The sequence below is a fragment of the Bradyrhizobium guangxiense genome (assembly GCF_004114915.1).
Classification (GTDB): domain Bacteria; phylum Pseudomonadota; class Alphaproteobacteria; order Rhizobiales; family Xanthobacteraceae; genus Bradyrhizobium; species Bradyrhizobium guangxiense.
The window spans coordinates 4,312,997-4,330,412 of the sequence record NZ_CP022219.1; the positions used below are offsets into that span (position 1 = coordinate 4,312,997).

Annotated in this window: 19 protein-coding genes; 12 read left to right on the forward strand and 7 right to left on the reverse strand. The window is 64.2% G+C overall.

Annotated features, from left to right (window positions below):
- Positions 1 to 146 precede the first annotated feature (146 nt).
- The 8 genes from X268_RS20705 to X268_RS20740 all read left to right on the forward strand — a co-directional run bounded on the left by X268_RS20705 (position 147) and on the right by X268_RS20740 (position 7,420).
- The gene (locus tag X268_RS20705; RefSeq protein WP_128926623.1) at positions 147 to 1,241 is read left to right on the forward strand and encodes a SecDF P1 head subdomain-containing protein; all 1,095 of its coding nucleotides are present in this window, start codon (positions 147 to 149) and stop codon (positions 1,239 to 1,241) included.
- 240 nt (positions 1,242 to 1,481) lie between these two features.
- Positions 1,482 to 2,288, forward strand: a complete 807-nt coding sequence (locus X268_RS20710) for a Crp/Fnr family transcriptional regulator (RefSeq protein WP_128926624.1) — start codon at positions 1,482 to 1,484, stop codon at positions 2,286 to 2,288.
- A gap of 200 nt (positions 2,289 to 2,488) precedes the next feature.
- The gene (murI, locus tag X268_RS20715) at positions 2,489 to 3,286 is read left to right on the forward strand and encodes a glutamate racemase (protein ID WP_128926625.1); all 798 of its coding nucleotides are present in this window, start codon (positions 2,489 to 2,491) and stop codon (positions 3,284 to 3,286) included.
- A gap of 62 nt (positions 3,287 to 3,348) precedes the next feature.
- A complete protein-coding gene (locus X268_RS20720) occupies positions 3,349 to 4,122 on the forward strand; it encodes an HpcH/HpaI aldolase family protein (RefSeq protein WP_128926626.1) in 774 nt (257 codons plus the stop codon).
- A gap of 67 nt (positions 4,123 to 4,189) precedes the next feature.
- Positions 4,190 to 4,573: a cupin domain-containing protein gene (locus X268_RS20725; protein ID WP_128926627.1), complete on the forward strand. Its 384-nt coding sequence runs from the start codon at positions 4,190 to 4,192 to the stop codon at positions 4,571 to 4,573.
- 105 nt (positions 4,574 to 4,678) lie between these two features.
- The gene (locus X268_RS20730) at positions 4,679 to 5,446 is read left to right on the forward strand and encodes an acyltransferase (RefSeq protein WP_128926628.1); all 768 of its coding nucleotides are present in this window, start codon (positions 4,679 to 4,681) and stop codon (positions 5,444 to 5,446) included.
- Positions 5,447 to 5,646: 200 nt separating this feature from the next.
- Positions 5,647 to 6,264 carry a 30S ribosomal protein S4 gene (rpsD, locus tag X268_RS20735; RefSeq protein WP_128926629.1) on the forward strand — a complete coding sequence of 206 codons (618 nt, stop codon included), beginning with the start codon at positions 5,647 to 5,649 and terminating at the stop codon, positions 6,262 to 6,264.
- Positions 6,265 to 6,352: 88 nt separating this feature from the next.
- A complete protein-coding gene (locus tag X268_RS20740; RefSeq protein ID WP_128926630.1) occupies positions 6,353 to 7,420 on the forward strand; it encodes a threonine aldolase family protein in 1,068 nt (355 codons plus the stop codon).
- Here the strand turns inward: X268_RS20740 and X268_RS20745 are convergent, their stop codons facing one another.
- From X268_RS20745 to grxD, 4 genes are read right to left on the reverse strand one after another with little or no spacing between them, the layout of a single operon-like run.
- Entirely contained in the window at positions 7,421 to 8,680 is a 1,260-nt protein-coding gene (locus tag X268_RS20745) for a serine hydrolase domain-containing protein (protein WP_164937839.1), read from the reverse strand.
- A gap of 1 nt (position 8,681) precedes the next feature.
- Positions 8,682 to 9,968 carry a serine hydrolase domain-containing protein gene (locus tag X268_RS20750; protein ID WP_164937840.1) on the reverse strand — a complete coding sequence of 429 codons (1,287 nt, stop codon included), beginning with the start codon at positions 9,966 to 9,968 and terminating at the stop codon, positions 8,682 to 8,684.
- Between the two features lie 43 nt (positions 9,969 to 10,011).
- On the reverse strand, positions 10,012 to 10,566 hold the full coding sequence (locus X268_RS20755; RefSeq protein WP_128926633.1) for an O-acetyl-ADP-ribose deacetylase: 555 nt from the start codon (positions 10,564 to 10,566) through the stop codon (positions 10,012 to 10,014).
- Between the two features lie 3 nt (positions 10,567 to 10,569).
- Positions 10,570 to 10,896 carry a Grx4 family monothiol glutaredoxin gene (grxD, locus tag X268_RS20760; protein ID WP_128926634.1) on the reverse strand — a complete coding sequence of 109 codons (327 nt, stop codon included), beginning with the start codon at positions 10,894 to 10,896 and terminating at the stop codon, positions 10,570 to 10,572.
- Between the two features lie 238 nt (positions 10,897 to 11,134).
- Between grxD and egtB the strand changes: the two genes are divergently transcribed.
- Complete coding sequence (egtB, locus tag X268_RS20765) at positions 11,135 to 12,430, forward strand: ergothioneine biosynthesis protein EgtB (protein WP_164937841.1); 1,296 nt, start codon at positions 11,135 to 11,137, stop codon at positions 12,428 to 12,430.
- Positions 12,431 to 12,478: 48 nt separating this feature from the next.
- Positions 12,479 to 13,450 (forward strand): L-histidine N(alpha)-methyltransferase, encoded by a 972-nt coding sequence (gene egtD, locus X268_RS20770; RefSeq protein ID WP_164937842.1) that lies wholly within the window; start codon positions 12,479 to 12,481, stop codon positions 13,448 to 13,450.
- Between the two features lie 200 nt (positions 13,451 to 13,650).
- On the opposite strand, the gene X268_RS20775 is transcribed toward egtD, so the two are convergent.
- Positions 13,651 to 14,844 carry a low temperature requirement protein A gene (locus tag X268_RS20775; RefSeq protein WP_128926637.1) on the reverse strand — a complete coding sequence of 398 codons (1,194 nt, stop codon included), beginning with the start codon at positions 14,842 to 14,844 and terminating at the stop codon, positions 13,651 to 13,653.
- Between the two features lie 26 nt (positions 14,845 to 14,870).
- A complete protein-coding gene (locus X268_RS20780) occupies positions 14,871 to 15,107 on the reverse strand; it encodes a BolA family protein (protein WP_011088461.1) in 237 nt (78 codons plus the stop codon).
- A gap of 211 nt (positions 15,108 to 15,318) precedes the next feature.
- Between X268_RS20780 and X268_RS20785 the strand changes: the two genes are divergently transcribed.
- A complete protein-coding gene (locus tag X268_RS20785; RefSeq protein WP_128926638.1) occupies positions 15,319 to 15,678 on the forward strand; it encodes a DUF427 domain-containing protein in 360 nt (119 codons plus the stop codon).
- Positions 15,679 to 15,802: 124 nt separating this feature from the next.
- Here X268_RS20785 and X268_RS20790 read toward each other — a convergent pair whose 3' ends face one another.
- Complete coding sequence (locus X268_RS20790) at positions 15,803 to 15,976, reverse strand: DUF1328 domain-containing protein (RefSeq protein ID WP_092228199.1); 174 nt, start codon at positions 15,974 to 15,976, stop codon at positions 15,803 to 15,805.
- A 175-nt stretch (positions 15,977 to 16,151) separates the two neighbouring features.
- Here X268_RS20790 and X268_RS20795 point away from each other — a divergent pair, with 175 nt between their 5' ends.
- A complete protein-coding gene (locus X268_RS20795; protein WP_128926639.1) occupies positions 16,152 to 17,339 on the forward strand; it encodes an acyltransferase family protein in 1,188 nt (395 codons plus the stop codon).
- The last annotated feature ends 77 nt before the right edge of the window (positions 17,340 to 17,416 follow it).

Below are 17,416 nucleotides of genomic sequence, written 5' to 3' on the forward strand. Positions count from 1 at the left end.
GGATGATTTGGCGTTCGTCCATTCTCTAACGGCTGCCGCGATCGATCTCGGCTTGGACGGCGATTGAACCTCCGCGCCCGATCCGGGGACCAAGAACAAGCATTGAATTGGTCTGCCAGCGTCCTGCCGCAAGACTTAAGGTGATTATGACCACGCCCCCGCGGGACCGTTTCTCTCGGCCATTCGCCGCCCGCGCGTTGGCATCGATGCTCATGGCAGTGGCGATCGCCCTGCCTTGCACCGCGCTCGCCGACAGCCAGTTCGACAAGATGCGCGCCAAGATCGCGGCCTTCGTCGCCGACAAGATGGAGAAGCTGGGCGGCTCGCGCATCATCTACAAGGTGGACAGCGACGGCTTGCGCGAGAGCGTCGTCACGGATTTGCGCGACGACGTCTACAAGACGCTGCGTGAAGCCAAGATTGCCTTTTCCGGTCTTGCGATCCGCGACTGTGGCGTCGAAGTCAGGATCGCCGACGCCAAGGGCCGCGAACAGCTCGTGCGCAAGCTCGCGTCGGCCGCGGAGGGATTGCCTTCGCACGCGCTCACCGCGAGCGACGGCGGCGACGGACTGCTCAGGCTGGCGCCGACCGACGCCGCCTCCGCCGCGCGGCTGCACGATCTCGTCGACGATTCGATCGCCATGATCGAGCAGCGCCTCAAGGACGCCGGCATCAAGCTCGCCAGCGTCCAGCCCGAGGGAAGGGAGCGCATTCGCATCTTCCTGCCTGATATGATGGAGCCCGAACGGATCACCGCGATGTTCGCCAGGAAGGTCAAGGTCGGCTTCCGCCTGGTCGATCTCTCGATGCCGGCGGAGCAGGCGCAATCCGGCGCGCCGCCCGCAGGCACGGAAGTCCTGCTCGGCTTCAAGGACGACAAGCCCTATCTCGTCGCCAAGGACAGCGTGCTCGACGGCAACGACATCAGCTATGCAGGACCCGGATTTGCGAGCGCCACGAAGGAGCCGATCGCCTCGTTCCGCTTCAACGGCCGCGGCACGCGGCGCTTCGCCCACATCACCGCGGAGAACGTCGGAAGACCGTTCGCCATCGTGCTCGACGACAAGGTGATCTCCGCGCCCGTGATCCGCGAGCCCATCACCGGCGGATCGGGCCAGATCTCCGGCAATTTCACGCTGGAGGAAGCGAGCAGCGTCGCCATGATGCTGCGCGCCGGATCGCTCCCGGGACATCTCGGCCTCATTGAGCAGCAGGTCCTGCAGCCTGCCGCCAGGCCATAAGCCAAAGCTCGTCCGGCGTTCCACGCCTGGGGCCCCGATCCCCTCCGCGGCGCCGAATCACGGCCGCGCCAAAGCCAGATGCGCAACTTACGGGCAATTGCCGAAACGCCCGATCGGGCTAAAATTTGCCTCTTGCGAGATGGCGGCCGAGGGCTTCATTTCAGGCAGCCGTCATGCGATTTCGGCTATACGTGTCGAGCATACCGACCAGGACTGAAGGCCTTACGCGGGGTTAGTACCATGCCGTCCGGCAGCGCAGACATTTCCTCGATCCTCGACCGCATTCTCGATGCGGCCACGGACAATCTCAGGATCGCGAAGATCCTGGTGCAGATGGGCCTCGATCCCAACGACGTCACCTACGACGCGATCTTCAACCGGCTGCTGGAGATCTTCGTCCACAACATCACCTTCGCCAATCTGTTCGCCGTGGTCGGCGCTGGCTTCTTTGTCGCCACGCTTTTGATGCGAACGATGGTGCCGCTCCGCGTCGCCAACATGATCGGCTGCGCGTTCTTCGCCGTCTTCGGAGCGCTCTCCGCCAACGTCGCGACGTTTCTGCTCTATCTCCTGATGCTTCCGATCAACGCCCTGCGCCTGCGACAGATGCTCAAGCTGGTCAAGAAAGCGCGCCATGCGGCCGAAGGCGACATGTCGATCGAATGGCTCAAGCCGTTCATGACCGAGCGCCGATATCGCCGCGGCGACACGCTGTTCAAACTGGGCGATCCCGCCAAGGAGATGCTGCTCACCGTCACCGGCAAGTTCCTGGTCAAGGAGATCAATGTCGAGATCGGGCCGGGCGCGCTGATGGGTGAGCTCGGCTTCCTCACGCCGGATAACCGGCGCACCGGCACAATCGAATGCATCGAGGACGGCCAGGTGCTGACGATCACCTATGACCGGCTGCTCGAGATCTACTTCCAGGATCCGCAGTTCGGCTATTATTTCCTGGTGCTGACCAGCCAGCGCCTGCTGCAGAACATCGACCGCTTGCAGAAGCAGCTGGCGACCGCGCAGGCGGCGACGACGAACAGGATCGCCTGACCGTGGGCGGCGGGGGCCCATGCCTCTGAAACGTCAAAACCCGGAGTTTTGCGGACGTGTCCGGCCCGCGGTGCAGCATCGCCGCGGATTGCGGGAAGATGCGGCCATTTGCGAAATTGACGGCTCCAGACCGCGCAAACGGCCCGCCGCAAAATCGCCCCAAAAACCGAATGGTAACCATGAGGGGCTAGGGTAATGGCGTGACCAATTCTCCGACGATCCTGGTGTTCGATTCCGGCCTTGGCGGGCTCACGGTGCTCCGCGAGGTCGTGGCCGCGCGTTCCGACGCGCACTTTGTCTATGTCGCCGACGACGCCTTCTTCCCCTACGGCCACCACAGCGAGGACGAGATCATCGCCCGTGTCGTGCCGCTGATGGGGGAGTTGATCGGCAGCCATGCTCCCGACCTGGTCGTCATCGCCTGCAATACGGCGTCCACCCTGGTCCTGTCGCACTTGCGGGCCGCTTATTCCGTGCCCTTCGTCGGCACGGTGCCGGCGATCAAGCCGGCCTGCGCGCAGTCGAAGACCCGCCGCGTCTCGGTGCTCGGCACCAAGGGCACGGTGAAGCGTGAATACACCAAAGCTCTGATCCGCGATTTCGCGCAAGGTTGCGAGGTGACGCTGGTCGGCTCGCCCGAGCTCGCCTCGCTCGCCGAGGCCGCGCTTGGCGGCAACCCGATCAGCGACGGCGACATCCTTGCCGAGCTCACACCCTGCTTCGTCGGCGATGCCGAGGACGCCGGCGCACGCACCGACACCGTCGTGCTCGCCTGCACCCATTATCCGCTGCTGCTCGACCGGCTGAAGCGGCTGGCGCCCTGGCCGGTCGACTGGATCGATCCGGCGCCGGCGATCGCCCGCCGCGTCTCGGATCTGCTCGGTCCGCGCACCGGCGCCATCGCGCAGTCCGGCGCCGAGATGATCTTCACCTCGAACCGCGTGCACGGCCTTTCGTCCACGCTGACGCCGTTCTTCGGCGGGCGCGCGCTGGCCTGACTTTGCGTCTCGGCGCCGCGCTGCTAGGTTTTGCCGTCGTCACCTAGCCGCAGGCCCCTTCCATGTCGGTCCCGTCCACGCCACTCAACCGTCTCCGCCAGCTCTGGCGCGAGGGGCGCCCCGCCTTCGGCGCGATCGCGACCATTCCGAGCGTGCAGATGGTGCAGATCATGGCGCGCTCGCTCGACTGGATCATCGTCGATCTCGAACACGGTCCGATCGGGCTCACCGAAGCCCACGCGATGATCGCCGCGACCACCGGCACGCCGTGCACGCCGCTGGTGCGGATCGCGGCGAACGAGCCGTGGCTCGCGAAGGCACCGATGGACATCGGCGCCTTCGGCATCAACTTCCCGATGATCACGAGCCGCGCGGATGCCGAGAAGGCGGTGCGCAGCGTCCGCTATCCGCCGCGGGGCGATCGTCTCTGGGGCCCGTTCCACGCGCCGTTCCGCTGGGGCCAGACGATGCCGGACTACATGGCCGGCGCCGATGACGAGATGATCTGCATGATCACCATCGAGCATGTCGAGGCGGTCAACCGCATCGACGAGATCATGGCGACCCCCGGCATCGACGTCGCTGTCATCGGCCCCGGAGATCTCGCCACCTCCATCAACAAGCGCGGCCAGATGGACGATCCGGAGCTGCTCGAGCTGGTCGCGCGCGCCGAGGCCGGCATCCTCAGAAGCGGCGTGCCGATTGGCGGCGTCGCCCGCACCGCCGACCAGGCCAACGCCCTGATCGACCGGGGCTATCGCGCCATCGCGCTCGGCTTCGACTGGTCGCTATTTCAGCGCGGTATCATGACCGCGTTCGAGGGCATCAGGCGCTGAGCCGGCCGATTGCCACCTTGCCGGGAACAGAGGCCCTGTTAGGGTCGTTCCCGGGAGGAAAACAACCATGCTCAAAAAGACTTTGCTTGCCCTGTCCTTTGCCGGCCTCGCCTTTGCCGCCTTCGCCCAGCAGCCTGGCATCAAACGCACCCCGCTCCAAAAGGTCGAGTTTCCGGAGGGCTATAATACCATCACCGCCATAGCGGAAATCCCAACGGGCGGCGCCGCCGGACGCCATACCCATCCGGGCATCGAGACCGGCTACGTGCTCGAAGGCGAGCTGAATCTTCTCATCGACGGGCAGCCGGAGAAGACCCTCAAAGCCGGCGATTCCTACCAGATCCCGGCCGGCGTCGTGCACGATGCCAAGGCTCATGGCGATAAGGCCATGAAAGTGCTGGGAGTTTACGTCGTGGACAAGACCAAGCCGCTGGCCTCCCCGGCGCCCTGATGCGGCGAACCGACCGCCCCCAAGCGGGTTGGTCCGTGCTAGAGCAGGCGGCGAGCGGAGACCCGCTCGCTGCACATTTTTTGATCCGCGGGAACCGGAAGAGCGATGCGCGGGAAGCCCAAGACCATTTCGCTGCCGCGTCGCCTGATTTGCGACCTCATGCACGCCTCAGCGGACGTGCCGTTCGTGTCGCTATCCCGTACGCTCCATATCCGTCCCCTGCTGGAGGCCCGTGCCGGCGCCGCTGCGCCGGCCGGCTGGGCGGCGATGTTCGTCAAGGCCTTCGCCCTGGTCGCCAGGGAGGAGCCGATCCTGCGCACAGTCTACGCCAAATGGCCCCGACCCATGTTCTACGAGCTGCCGACAAGCGTCGCGCTGGTGGCCATTGCCCGGGTCGAGGATGGTGAGGAATGCGTGATGCCGCAGCGAATCGCGGCCCCCGAAGCCCTGCCGCTGGCCGCGGTCGATGCCGAGATTCGGCGCGCCAAGACGGCACGGATCGCTGATGTACCCATGTTCCGCAAGATCATGCGGGCACCCCGCCTGCCGCTGCCGCTGCGGCGCCTGTCCTGGGCGATCGGGCTGAATTTTGGCCGGCAGCGGGGCAATTGGTTCGGCAGCTTCGCGGTGAGCTCGGTGGCGGCCTATGGCGGCGGTGAGCTCCATCCCGTCACGCCGGGCCCTTACATCGTCAGCTATGGGGTGGTCGAACCCGACCAGACCATCCACGTCGTGATCCGCTGGGATCACCGGGTCACGGACGCTGCCCCCATCGCGCGGGTCCTGACCAGGCTGGAACAGGTCCTGAACACTGAAATCGCTGCCGAATTGCGGGCAGCCGGCCCCAAGCCGATCCGGGCGGTCGGAACCTGATTCCGGGACCATTCGCATTGACAGCGAGCCCCGAACTCCCCTAAAAGCCGCCTGCTCGCGGGCCGATTTCGGCCCGCGAAGCGTTTCGCGACCCGTGGTCTAGTCCCTTTAAGCTTTGGGGATCGGACCTGTCGGTGCCGGGCCTAGCCCGTCACACAGGAGGGCGCGTTTCCTCAAACCATGCAACCGAAGAGGACGCGATGACTAAGCGCAGTGAGGCGAAGTACAAGATCGATCGCCGTATGGGCCAGAACATCTGGGGCCGCCCGAAGAGCCCCGTGAACCGCCGCGAATACGGTCCCGGCCAGCACGGCCAGCGCCGCAAGGGCAAGCTCTCCGACTTCGGCGTGCAGCTGCGCGCCAAGCAGAAGCTGAAGGGCTACTACGCCAATATCAGTGAGCGCCAGTTCCACGGCATCTATGTCGAGGCGAGCCGCCTCAAGGGTGACACCGGCGAGAACCTGATCGGCCTCTTGGAGCGTCGTCTCGACGCGGTCGTGTACCGCGCCAAGTTCGTCTCCACGATCTTCGCCCCCCGCCAGTTCATCAACCACGGCCACATCAAGGTGAACGGCCGCAAGGTCAACATCTCGAGCTACCAGCTCAAGGTCGGCGACGTGATCGAGGTCAAGGAAGCCTCCAAGCAGCTTGCCCATGTGCTCGAAGCCAGCCAGCTCCCCGAGCGCGAGGTCCCCGACTATCTCGAAGTCGACCACGGCAAGATGACCGCGAAGTACACCCGCATTCCCGGCCTCTCCGACGTGCCGTTCCCGGTGCAGATGGAGCCGCATCTGGTCGTCGAATTCTATTCGCGCTAAGATCTGAATATCGAAAGGCCCCGGTTCGCCGGGGCCTTTTTGCTTAAGAGCCACACTTCAGTGGCCGCAATGCGTAAGGAGCCGTCGCATGCTCTACACCCCTCCCCCCATCGATCCCAAGGCGCCGCCGGTGCGCATCAATCTGCTGTCGGACACGCAGACCAAGCCGACGGCGGGGATGCGCGAGGCGATGGCACGCGCCGAAGTCGGTGACGAGCAGGTCGGCGACGATCCGACCGTGAACGCGCTGTGCGAGCGTGTTGCGGATCTGCTCGGCAAGGAAGCTGCGGTCTACATGCCCTCGGGCACCATGTGCAACGTCACCGCGACGCTGGTGCATTGCCGCCCCGGCGACGAGATCCTCGCGCACGAGACCGCGCACATCATCGCCCGCGAAGGCGGTGCGCATGCCGCGATCGGCGGCTTCCAGGTCACCCAACTTAAGGGCCCTGACGGCCAGTTCACGCCGGAGACCTTTCGCAAGGCGCTGCATCCGCGCACGCGCTACCAGCCGCCGCAGACCGTCGTCAGCATCGAGCAGACCGCCAATATCGGCGGCGGCACGATCTGGAAGAAGGCTGCGCTCGACGAGATCGTCGCGATCGCCAAGCAGCACGGCCTCGTCACTCACATGGACGGCGCACGCCTGCTCAACGCCACCGTCGCAAGCGGGATCTCCCCGCGCGACATGACCGCGGGCTGGGATTCGGCCTGGATCGACTTCTCAAAGGGCCTCGGCGCGCCGATCGGCGGCGTGCTCGCGGGCTCGCGCGCCTTCATCGACGCGGTCTGGCAGTGGAAACAGCGGCTCGGCGGCTCGATGCGGCAGGCCGGAATCTGCGCCGCCGCCTGCATCTACGCGCTCGACCATCACGTCGAGCGGCTTGCAGACGACCACGCCAATGCGCGCGCACTCGCCCGCGGGCTGTCGCAGATCGCGGGCATCGAGGTGCAGGAGCCCGAGACAAACCTGGTGTTCTTCAAGCCCGACGGCGCCGGCATTCCCGGCGACAGGATGGTCGCGGCGCTGCGCCAGCGCGGGGTCACGCTGGCGATGATGGACGGCCGCATCCGCGCCTGCACGCATCTCGACGTCAATGCGAGCCAGGTCGAGGAGACGATCGGATACGTCAGAGAGATCGTGCGCGGGGCGTAGCTACCGCCCCATCGCCTGATAGATCAGTGTCTTCAGCGCCAGCTGAATCCGGCCACGCTGCGACGGTGTCTGCACCATGAAGATCCCGAACAGATCGTCTTCGGGATCGATGAAGAAAAACGTTCCGCCGACGCCATCCCAGCGATATTCGCCCAGCGGCCACGACGTGCCTGTTGGCACCGATGTGCGCACGGCAAAGCCGAGGCCGAAGCCGGAACTGGCGCCCGGATAATAGTACTGGTCGCGCGCGACCTTGGTTTCGGGTCCGATATGATCCGACGCCATCAGCGCAACGGTCTCGGGCTTGAGATAGTGGCGCCCCTCATACGTGCCGCCATTCAGCAGCATCTGCGCGAACCGAGCGTAGTCGCCGACCGTGCCGACCATGCCTGCGCCGCCCGATTCCCAAATCGTCGGGCGCCTTATGTCACGCACCTGCGTCGTCGGGCTGATGCTGCGGTCCTCCGGCATCGGCTCCGCGATGCGCGGAAACTTGGCGGGATCGGCGACGTAGAACGCGGTCTCGGTCATGCCGAGCGGATCGAGCAGCCGCTCCTGCTCGAACTGCAGCAGCGTCTTGCCCGAAACCACCTCGACGATGCGGCCGAGCACGTCGGTGGCGAAGCCGTAATCCCACACCCTGCCCGGCTGCTCGGCGAGCGGCATCGTCGTGATCTTCGCGACGAAATCGACATTGGACAGCTCGCTATTGAACAGGTCGGCCACAGCATAGAGCTCGCGCACCGAGCCGCCACCATAGGCGCCGTAAGGCAGGCCCGACGTATGACGGAGCAGGTCCTTGATCGTGACGGGACGCTCCAGCGGCTCCAGCGTCAGCGCAGCCTTACCGCCCTTGCTGCTCTCGACACCGACCTTCATGTTGGCAAAGGCCGGAATGTACTTTGCGACGGGATCATCGAGCGCGAGCTTGCCGTCTTCGACCAGCATCATCGCCATCACCGACGTGATCGGCTTCGACATCGAATAGAGACGGAAGATCGTGTCCGCGCTCATCGACAGCTCGGTGGCGACGTCGCGGACGCCGAAATTGGCGTAATAGACCGGCTTGCCGTGTTGCTGGAGCAACAGGATGGCGCCGGGGATCTTGCCGGTCGCAACCTCGTTCCTGATGTAGTCGGAGACCTTTGCCAGTCCTTCCGGCGAGAAACTGCGGGCAGCGCGTTCCTCGGCACCGGCCGTCGCACCGACAACAGCAAACATAATAGCGAGCGCCGCGATCAGCGCGCGGCGCCCGCCCATGTCAGTTCTCCATGGCTTCATAGACCAGCAGCTTCAGCGTCCGCTGCACGCGCTGGCGCTCGCTCGGGGTCTGCTCCAGAAGCACGAAGAACATGTCCTGCTTGGGGTCGATCACGAAGTAGCAGCCGGAGGCGCCGTCCCATTTCAATTCGCCGAGATTGCCGGGCGGCGGCGGCTTTGCGTTGCCGGGATCGGTGCGGACCGCGAGCCCGAGGCCGAAGCCGAAGCCGTCGCCCGGGAAGTAGAAAAAGTCGCGATCGACACCGGAGCCCGGGCCGATCTGATCGGTCACCATCAGCTTGAACGTCTCGGGCTTGAGGATGGTCTTGCCGTCGAGACTGCCGCCATTGAGCAGCATTTGCGAAAAGCGTTTGTAGTCCGCCATGGTCGTGACCATGCCGCCGCTGGCATACATGATCTTCTTGACGACGGTCGGGTCGTTGATGCGGCCGACCCGGAAATCGCTGTCGTTCGGCACCGGCTGGGCCACCAGCTTCTGCTTCTCGGGATCGGTGACGAGGAAGCCGGTGTCGACCATGCCGAGCGGATCGAGCAGCTTCTCGCGCATAATGTCGATCAGCGGCTTTCCGGCCGCGACCTCCATCACCCGCGCCAGGATGTCGGTGGAATGACCGTACTGCCAGAGCGCGCCGGGCTGGTTGTGCAGCGGCAGTTTGGCGATGCGCTCGGCGAACTCGGCGAGATCGAAGTCGCCGGCATAGATGTTGGCCTCGCGATACGCCTTGCGCACCAGGCTGTCGCCGTAGAAGCCATAGGTGACGCCCGAGGTGTGCGTCATCAGATCGTGCACCGTGACCGGCCGGTTGGGCGGCACCAGTTCGAGCGACTTGGTGCCATCCTCGGCCTTCTTCTCGACGCCGACCTTCACATTGGCGAAGGACGGGATGTATTTCGAGACGGGATCATCGAGCTTGATCTTGCCGTCCTCGATCAACTGCATCGCGACCACCGAGGTGATCGCCTTGGTCATCGAGAACAGGCGAAAGATCGTCTTGTCCGTGATCGGTGCCTTGCTGACGACGTCCTGCACGCCGAACGCTTCGTGGTAGACCGGCTTGCCATGCTGCTGGATCAGGACGGTTGCGCCGGCGATCTTGCCGGTCGCGACCTCGTTCTTGAAGAAATCGCTGATCCTGGCAAGCTTGTCCTGATTGAAATGTGCGCCGGCCGGTATCTCGTAGGTGCCCTCCGCTCGCGCCATCGACATCGCGCCAAGCGACAGCAGCGCGCCGCAAACCAATGCACGCAGTCCAGACTGTGAAATCATATCCCCTCCCCGGAACATGGTCCGGCGGAGTGTACCGGCCGGCTCAATCGGCACAAGGGCCGGCGTGCCGGGCAAGGGCCGCGGCATGGAGCCTGGCGCTCGGCTCGGCGAAGCAGCAGAACACGACGCGGGTCACGGACGGCGCCGCGGCGAGCCCTTCAATGGTCGCACGCACGGCGATGTCGGCCGCCCGGTCGGCGGGAAAGCGGAAAACGCCGGTGGAAATCGCAGGAAATGCTATCGAGGTCAGCCTGTGCGTCCCGCACAGCTCCACCGAACGGCGATAGCAGGAGGAAAGCAGGTCGTCTTCGCCGCTTGTGCCGCCATTCCAGACCGGCCCGACGGTGTGGATCACATGGGCGGCCTTGAGGCGGTAGCCCGCGGTGATCTTGGCATCGCCCGTCTTGCAGCCGCGAAGCGTGCGGCATTCGGCCAGCAGATCGGGGCCGGCTGCCCGATGGATGGCCCCGTCCACGCCGCCCCCGCCAAGGAGCGACGTGTTGGCGGCGTTGACGATGGCGTCAACGCCGAGCGTGGTGATGTCGGCAACGATGACCTCGAGCTCCGCGCCGCCAATCCGGCGCGTCAGCGCGGTCACGTATCAGGCCGCGACGACGACGCCCTTCTCGGAGAAGAGCTGCTGCAATTCGCCGGCCTGGAACATCTCGCGGACGATATCGCAGCCGCCGATGAACTCGCCCTTCACATAGAGCTGCGGGATGGTCGGCCAGTTCGAGTATTCCTTGATGCCATTGCGCAGCTCGGCGGATTCGAGGACGTTGAGGCCCTTATAGCCGACGCCGACATGGTCGAGGATCTGGACGACCTGACCGGAGAAACCGCACTGCGGAAATTGCGGCGTACCCTTCATGAACAGAACCACGTCGTTCGACTTCACTTCGTTGTCGATGAATTCCGCGATGCTCATATCCGTGTCCTTCTGGGGCAGAGCCCTCAACAATATCCTCGGGCCGGCTCAGCCGATTTAACCCGATACCTGCCTATATATGTAGCCCAAACCGTTGTGCATCCAAAGTAAAATGGCGGCGACGCGTCCCCGGCGGCCGGTTTGACCCGGCCCGGTCCATAGGCTGACGACATCAATATCATCGCCGGAGAGGACTTTCATACCGTAACGGAGCCCCTATCTAGGACGAACCCTGTTCATGGAACCGGGTCACGCCAACAACGTTCTCTTGTCCTGTCTGGAGAAAAACGTGACGAAACAAGCCTCCGCCACGGCGACCGCCCCGCTTTCGTCACCCTCCGTTCAGGGCGGCCTCGCTCAGAGGCTGGCAGACGCGTTTATTGCCGTCCGGAACGAGACCGAACGCCGGGCCGCGCCGCTCTCGCCGGAGGACCAGCAGATCCAGTCCATGCCGGATGCGAGCCCGACGAAATGGCACCGCGCCCACACCACCTGGTTCTGGGAGCAATTTCTGCTCGGCGAGCATGCCCCCGGCTATCGGCCCTTCCATCCCGATTTCGCATTCCTGTTCAATTCCTATTACGTCAGCGCCGGTCCGCGGCATGCCCGCAATCATCGCGGCGACATCACCCGTCCGAGCGCCGACGAGGTCGGGGCCTACCGCAGATATGTCGATGCCGCCGTCGTCAAGTTCTTCCGCGAGGCCGATGCGGACAAGCTCCGCGAGATCGCGCCGCTGGTCGAGGTCGGGCTCAACCACGAGCAGCAGCATCAGGAATTGATGTTCACCGACATCCTGCACGCCTTTGCGCAGAACCCGGTCTATCCGGCCTATGACCCGGACTGGCGCTTTCCGTCCGCGACGCGCACCGGCGAGGGCTGGCTGGCGCTGAACGAAGGCATCCACACCGTCGGCCATGTCGACGACAGCTTTCATTTCGACAACGAGAAGCCGGCGCATCGCGCCCTCGTCGGTCCGGTCAGGGTCGCGCGCAATCTCGTCACCAATGCCGATTGGCTCGCCTTCATGCGCGACGGCGGCTACCGAACCGCTACGTTGTGGCTGATGGACGGCTTTGCCGCGGCCAGCAAGGAAGACTGGCAGGGCCCCGGCCATTGGCGCGAGGGCGACGGTGGATGGCAGGTGATGACGCTCGCCGGCCTCCAGCCGGTCGATCCCGACGCGCCGGTCTGCCACGTCAGCTATTACGAGGCCGACGCCTTCGCGCGCTGGGCCGGCAAGCATCTGCCGACCGAGATGGAATGGGAGGTCGCGGCGCGCACCGGCCAGCTCAACGACGCCTTCGGCATCGTCTGGCAATGGACCCGCAGCTCGTACGCGCCCTACCCGGGCTATCGCGCCGTCGAGGGCGCGCTCGGCGAGTACAACGGCAAGTTCATGGTCAACCAGCTGGTGCTGCGCGGCTCCTCGCTTGCAACTCCGGCGGACCACAGCCGTATCACCTATCGTAACTTCTTCTATCCGCACCACCGCTGGCAGTTCACCGGACTGCGGCTTGCCGACTACGACTAAAAATTCCGATGACAGATGCGCGCCGGACAGCGCGTTCAGGAGAGTATCATGAATGTGCACGCCAGCGCTTTGGCTGAAGCCCATCTTCCCGACGAGCAGACCACCGCTTTCGCCCGCGAGGCCATCGAGGACCTCTCGCAGCAGCCGAAAAAGCTGTCGCCGAAATACTTCTATGACGCGACTGGATCGGAGCTGTTCGAGGCGATCACGAAGCTGCCGGAATATTATCCGACGCGCACCGAGCTATCGATCCTGAAGGAGCGCGGCAGCGAGATCGCAAAGATCATCCCGGAACACGCCGCGCTGGTCGAGTTCGGCGCCGGCGCGACCACGAAGGTCCGGCTGTTGCTCAATCACTGCAGGTTCGCGGCCTATGTGCCCGTCGATATCTCCGGCGACTTCCTGAAGGCACAGGCCAACGGCCTGAAGCGGGATTTCCCGTCGCTCGGCATCTATCCGGTCGCGGCCGACTTCACCACGCCATTCGAGCTGCCCAAGGCGGTCGCCGCCATGCCCAAGGTCGGCTTCTTCCCCGGCTCGACCATCGGCAATTTCGAGCCGCATGAAGCCCAGGCGTTCCTGAAGAGCGCGCGCCAGATCCTGGGCAGCGGTGCGCAGATGATCATCGGCGCCGACCTCGAGAAGGATGAGCGCGTGCTCTACGATGCCTACAACGATGCCGCGGGCGTCACCGCGCGCTTCAACCTCAATGTGCTGGTGCGCATCAACCGCGAGCTCGGCGGCAATTTCGACCTCTCCGCCTTCACCCATCGCGCGATCTACAATCGCGAGCGGCATCGCATCGAGATGCACCTGATCAGCAAGAAGAGCCAGACCGTGCGCCTGCTCGGCACCAGCTTCTCGTTCCGCCCGGGCGAGAGCATCCACACCGAGAACAGCTACAAATACAGCATCGAGCGTTTTGCCGCGCTGGCGCAGGGCGCCGGCTGGCGGGGGCGCGAGAGCTGGACGGATGCGGCAAAGATGTTCTCGGTGCATGCGCTGCAGGTTGTGGAGTAGCCGTTCCGGCGTCCTGTCGAGCACTTTCACTGCGACGCATCCTTCGAGACGCCCGCCTTTGGGCGGGCTCCTCAGGATGAGGACGGAGTGTGCGGCGCAGTTTCAACGCGCATCAGCGCTGCCGCTTAGCCTCATCCCGAGGAGACCGCTGGAAGCGGTCGTCTCGAAGGACGAGGCGATTGGCGCAGGCCGCTCCGGATTCAATGCTCCTCGGCCTCCACCGGCGCCGATCCCAGCGACACCGACTCCCACACCGCGACCACGATCATGATCACGCTGGTCGCCACCGACAGCCAGAGCGGCGACAGCTCGGCGGCGAACCACCACAGCACCGCGAGCGCGATGATGCCGATGCCGTGCGAGAGCTGGAGGAAGCCCCGGACAGAGTGCTTGAACAGGATGGTGCCGACCAGAAACACCAGCGGGCCACCGATCGTGCTCAGAACCGTCCTGACATCGGAATGGCCGGTCGGATGCTTCAACACCAGCTCGTCCGACACCGCAGTCAGGATGATGCCGGCGACGATGGGCAGGTGCAGATAGGTGTAGGCGAGCCGCGCCAGACGGCCGGATTCGGCGGATTTCGAGATCCATTCGGATCCGGCTTCCGCGCCCTTGTGGAAATAGACCCACCACATCGCGATGCTGCCGACCAGCGCCGAGACGAAGGCCAGGATGTTGGCCGCGGTCCATTCCAGCTCGGCGAAGGTCGCGCCGTTGACGACGACGGCCTCGCCGAGCGCAATGATGACGAACAGGGAGCAGCGCTCGGCCATGTGGCCGCCTTCGACGGCCCAGGCCTCGATCGAGGAGAAGCCGAGCCTGGGGACCCAGAAGCGGGCCGCCGGCGAGATGTATTCGATCGTCAGGGCAGCGACCCAGAACCACAGGCGCGCCTCGTCATGGGCGAGGCCGCCGAGGATCCAGAAGATCGCGGAGACGGAGAGCCAGGCCAGGATGCGGATCGCGTTGTGCCGCACCAAGGTCTGATGCACCGGCGTCGCGAACAGCCAGAACGCGGTGCGCCCGACCTGCATGGTCGCGTAGGCGATGGCGAACCACAGTCCACGCCCTTCGAACGCCGTCGGAATCGTGGTCGACAGTACGAGGCCGCCCAGCATCATCGAGAACAGCAGGAGGCGGACCGGCGTCAGATCGGGATTGAGCCAGTTGGTGACCCAGGCGGTGTAGACCCACACCCACCACACCGCGAGAAACAGCACCGCGACATGCGCCGCGCCGAGCGGCGTGAAATGGTGCAGCAGCGTGTGCGACACCTGCGTGACGGCAAAGACGAAGACAAGGTCGAAGAACAGCTCGGCATTGGTGACGCGGCTGTGCTGGTTCGGCGTGATGACGCGGAACATCGCGCCGCGCGGATTGTCCGCAGCCATCCTCGGCCCCCGTCGCGCTGGTCAGATCAGGTACCAGGTACCCCGGTTTGCAGCGCCAGTGCATGCAGCACGCCGCCCATCTGGCCGCGCAGGGACTGGTAGACGATCTGGTGCTGCTGGACGCGGGACTTGCCGCGGAAGGATTCCGAGATCACGGTCGCGGCATAGTGATCGCCGTCGCCGGCGAGGTCACGGATGGTCACCTCGGCATCGGGGATCGCCGCCTTGATCATCGCCTCGATATCGTGGGCGTCCATGGGCATTCGGGTCGTGCTCCTCATTCGGCTGCACAGCAGCCTCGTCGTCGAATCGCTTGCCGGGTCCCGATCTGAAAAGCCAGACTTGCCGGCGGAGGCAAACTTAGCGTGAACGGCCTTCTACGTCACGCTTTCCGGCACTATATCCCTGATCCCATCAGGATAAAGGCACGACAAAGTGCCGCGCGCGGCAGATCGATCGAAAAGGCGTGAAATCATGAAGCTTCCAGGGCCCGACCACCCGATCACCATCACCCCCAACCCGAGGCGCGTCCGCGTCACGGCGGGCGACATCGTGATCGCCGAGACCAGCAAGGCGCTGACCTTAAAGGAGGCCAGATATCCGGCAGTGCAATATGTGCCGCGGGAGGACACCAACATGGCCCTGCTGGAACGGACCGACCGCGTCACCCACTGTCCCTACAAGGGGGACGCGAGCTATTACAGCGTCAAGGCCGGCGGCAAGACGCTGGACAATGCGATCTGGACCTACGAGACCCCGTTCCCCGCGATGACCGAGATTTCGGGCCATCTGGCGTTTTATCCGGACAAGGTGAAGATCGAGGAAGTGGGGTAGCAGCTTCCTTCTGTCATGGCCGGGTTTATTCCGGCCATCCACGTTCTTGGTTGCCGCAGGTAAGAAAGCGCGGATGCCCGGGACAAGCCCGGGCATGACGACCGAGCATGTGGGAGCAGCCCGGCTATGCCCTGAAGATCGTGAGCCCCAAGATCAGCAGCACCAGGAAGATCACGACAAACACGTAGAACAGGAAGCGGGCGACATCGGCGGAGGCGGCCGAAATGCCGGTGAAGCCGAGCACGCCGGCCACGATCGAGATCAGCAGGAAGATCAGCGCCCATTTCAGGATCGTCATTGCCAGCTCCGAACTGCCGCTTTCTTGCGGCCCTCGCATCTTTGGCGCTAACTTCGCGGCGCGGACCTGGTTCCTAATGGCGCCAGGGCTGACCTATGGCATAACTGCCCTTGCTGAATCGAGTTCCCGGCGGCACAGTCCTGTTGGGATCAGGAACGCGATCGGGGCGGCCACGATGACGATGTCACATTCAGCGGCGATCGGCGCAGAGGTGCGTGCCGCGCCGACGAGCAAGGCGCGCAATTTGGCGATTGATCGCGCCCGCACCTTCCTGACTCTGGTGGTGCTGCTGCATCACGCGGTGATCCCCTATACTTATTTCGGTCATACCGATCCGAAGTATTTCTTCGGCTTCGACATGATCGTGCTCGCCACCGACAGTTTCTTCATGGCGATGTTCTTCTTCCTGTCGGGACTGTTCGCCTGGTCCGGCATCGCCCGCAAGGGAGTGCGGAGCTATTTGGCAGATCGCCTGCTTCGCCTTGGCTTACCCTTCGCGATCTGTGCCCTTACGATCATTCCGGTCGCGTACTACGCGATCTCCCTGCGGCAGCATCCCGAGATCGGCTTTTCGGAATACTGGTGGAATATGGTCACGAAGGGCCCATGGCCGAGCGGGCCGATTTGGTTCCTTTGGGTCTTGTTCGCCTTCGACCTGGTTGCCTGCCTACTGCACCGGCTGTCGCCCAATCTGCTCGATCCGATCAATCGCCTCTCGCTGCACGGTCGCCGTCGGCCAGCCGCGTTCTTCGCGGTCATGCTGGCCGTCACTGCGGCTTTCTACATTCCCGGGCGGGTTCACTTCGGACCAAGCAGTTGGTTCGAATTCGGGCCGTTCTCGGTCCAGCACGGGCGCGTGATGCTCTACGCGACCTACTTCTTTTTCGGTGCCGGGATCGGCGTTGCGCAAATGGATCGGGGGCTGCTCGCTGTCGACGGCCGCATGGCAAAGGTCAGCTGGGACTGGATGGTACTGGCGATCGTTCCGTATTGCCTCTTGTGGGTGTTGATCTTCATCAAGCGCGAAATACTGGGCAACCCGTCGCCGTTGCCGGACTGGTATGAAGCGCTCTATGCCATCTGCTTCACTGTGTTCAGCGTGGCCATCATGTTTCTGATCCTGGCCTTTTTCCAGAGATTCAAGCAATCAGGCTCAGCCAGGCTGCTCGATCCAATGCAGGGCGACGCGTTCGGAATGTTCCTGGTGCACTATCCGATCGCACTGTGGCTGCAATACTGGCTGTTCGACTATGACCTGCCGGCGATCGTCAAGGCCACGATCGGGTTTGTACTAACAGTCGCGGCGAGCTGGGCGCTGACGCGAGCGTTGCGGCAGATCCCGGGCGCGTCGAAGGTGTTGTGATTGAGCCGAGTCATTCCGGGGCGATGCGTAGCATCGAACCCGGAATCTCGAGATTTCCGGGTTCGCGCTTTCGCGCG

Excerpts from the sequence above, each read along its gene's own strand:
- X268_RS20720 (WP_128926626.1), top strand. The coding sequence starts at position 3,349 with ATGTCGGTCCCGTCCACGCCACTCAACCGTCTCCGCCAGCTCTGGCGC.
- X268_RS20790 (WP_092228199.1), bottom strand. The coding sequence starts at position 15,976 with ATGACGATCCTGAAATGGGCGCTGATCTTCCTGCTGATCTCGATCGTG.
- X268_RS20795 (WP_128926639.1), top strand. The coding sequence starts at position 16,152 with ATGACGATGTCACATTCAGCGGCGATCGGCGCAGAGGTGCGTGCCGCG.
- grxD (WP_128926634.1), bottom strand. The coding sequence starts at position 10,896 with ATGAGCATCGCGGAATTCATCGACAACGAAGTGAAGTCGAACGACGTG.
- X268_RS20705 (WP_128926623.1), top strand. The coding sequence starts at position 147 with ATGACCACGCCCCCGCGGGACCGTTTCTCTCGGCCATTCGCCGCCCGC.
- X268_RS20750 (WP_164937840.1), bottom strand. The coding sequence starts at position 9,968 with ATGATTTCACAGTCTGGACTGCGTGCATTGGTTTGCGGCGCGCTGCTG.
- X268_RS20725 (WP_128926627.1), top strand. The coding sequence starts at position 4,190 with ATGCTCAAAAAGACTTTGCTTGCCCTGTCCTTTGCCGGCCTCGCCTTT.
- egtB (WP_164937841.1), top strand. The coding sequence starts at position 11,135 with ATGGAACCGGGTCACGCCAACAACGTTCTCTTGTCCTGTCTGGAGAAA.
- X268_RS20775 (WP_128926637.1), bottom strand. The coding sequence starts at position 14,844 with ATGGCTGCGGACAATCCGCGCGGCGCGATGTTCCGCGTCATCACGCCG.
- X268_RS20780 (WP_011088461.1), bottom strand. The coding sequence starts at position 15,107 with ATGCCCATGGACGCCCACGATATCGAGGCGATGATCAAGGCGGCGATC.
- X268_RS20730 (WP_128926628.1), top strand. The coding sequence starts at position 4,679 with ATGCGCGGGAAGCCCAAGACCATTTCGCTGCCGCGTCGCCTGATTTGC.
- X268_RS20710 (WP_128926624.1), top strand. The coding sequence starts at position 1,482 with ATGCCGTCCGGCAGCGCAGACATTTCCTCGATCCTCGACCGCATTCTC.
- rpsD (WP_128926629.1), top strand. The coding sequence starts at position 5,647 with ATGACTAAGCGCAGTGAGGCGAAGTACAAGATCGATCGCCGTATGGGC.
- egtD (WP_164937842.1), top strand. The coding sequence starts at position 12,479 with ATGAATGTGCACGCCAGCGCTTTGGCTGAAGCCCATCTTCCCGACGAG.
- X268_RS20740 (WP_128926630.1), top strand. The coding sequence starts at position 6,353 with ATGCTCTACACCCCTCCCCCCATCGATCCCAAGGCGCCGCCGGTGCGC.
- X268_RS20745 (WP_164937839.1), bottom strand. The coding sequence starts at position 8,680 with ATGGGCGGGCGCCGCGCGCTGATCGCGGCGCTCGCTATTATGTTTGCT.
- X268_RS20785 (WP_128926638.1), top strand. The coding sequence starts at position 15,319 with ATGAAGCTTCCAGGGCCCGACCACCCGATCACCATCACCCCCAACCCG.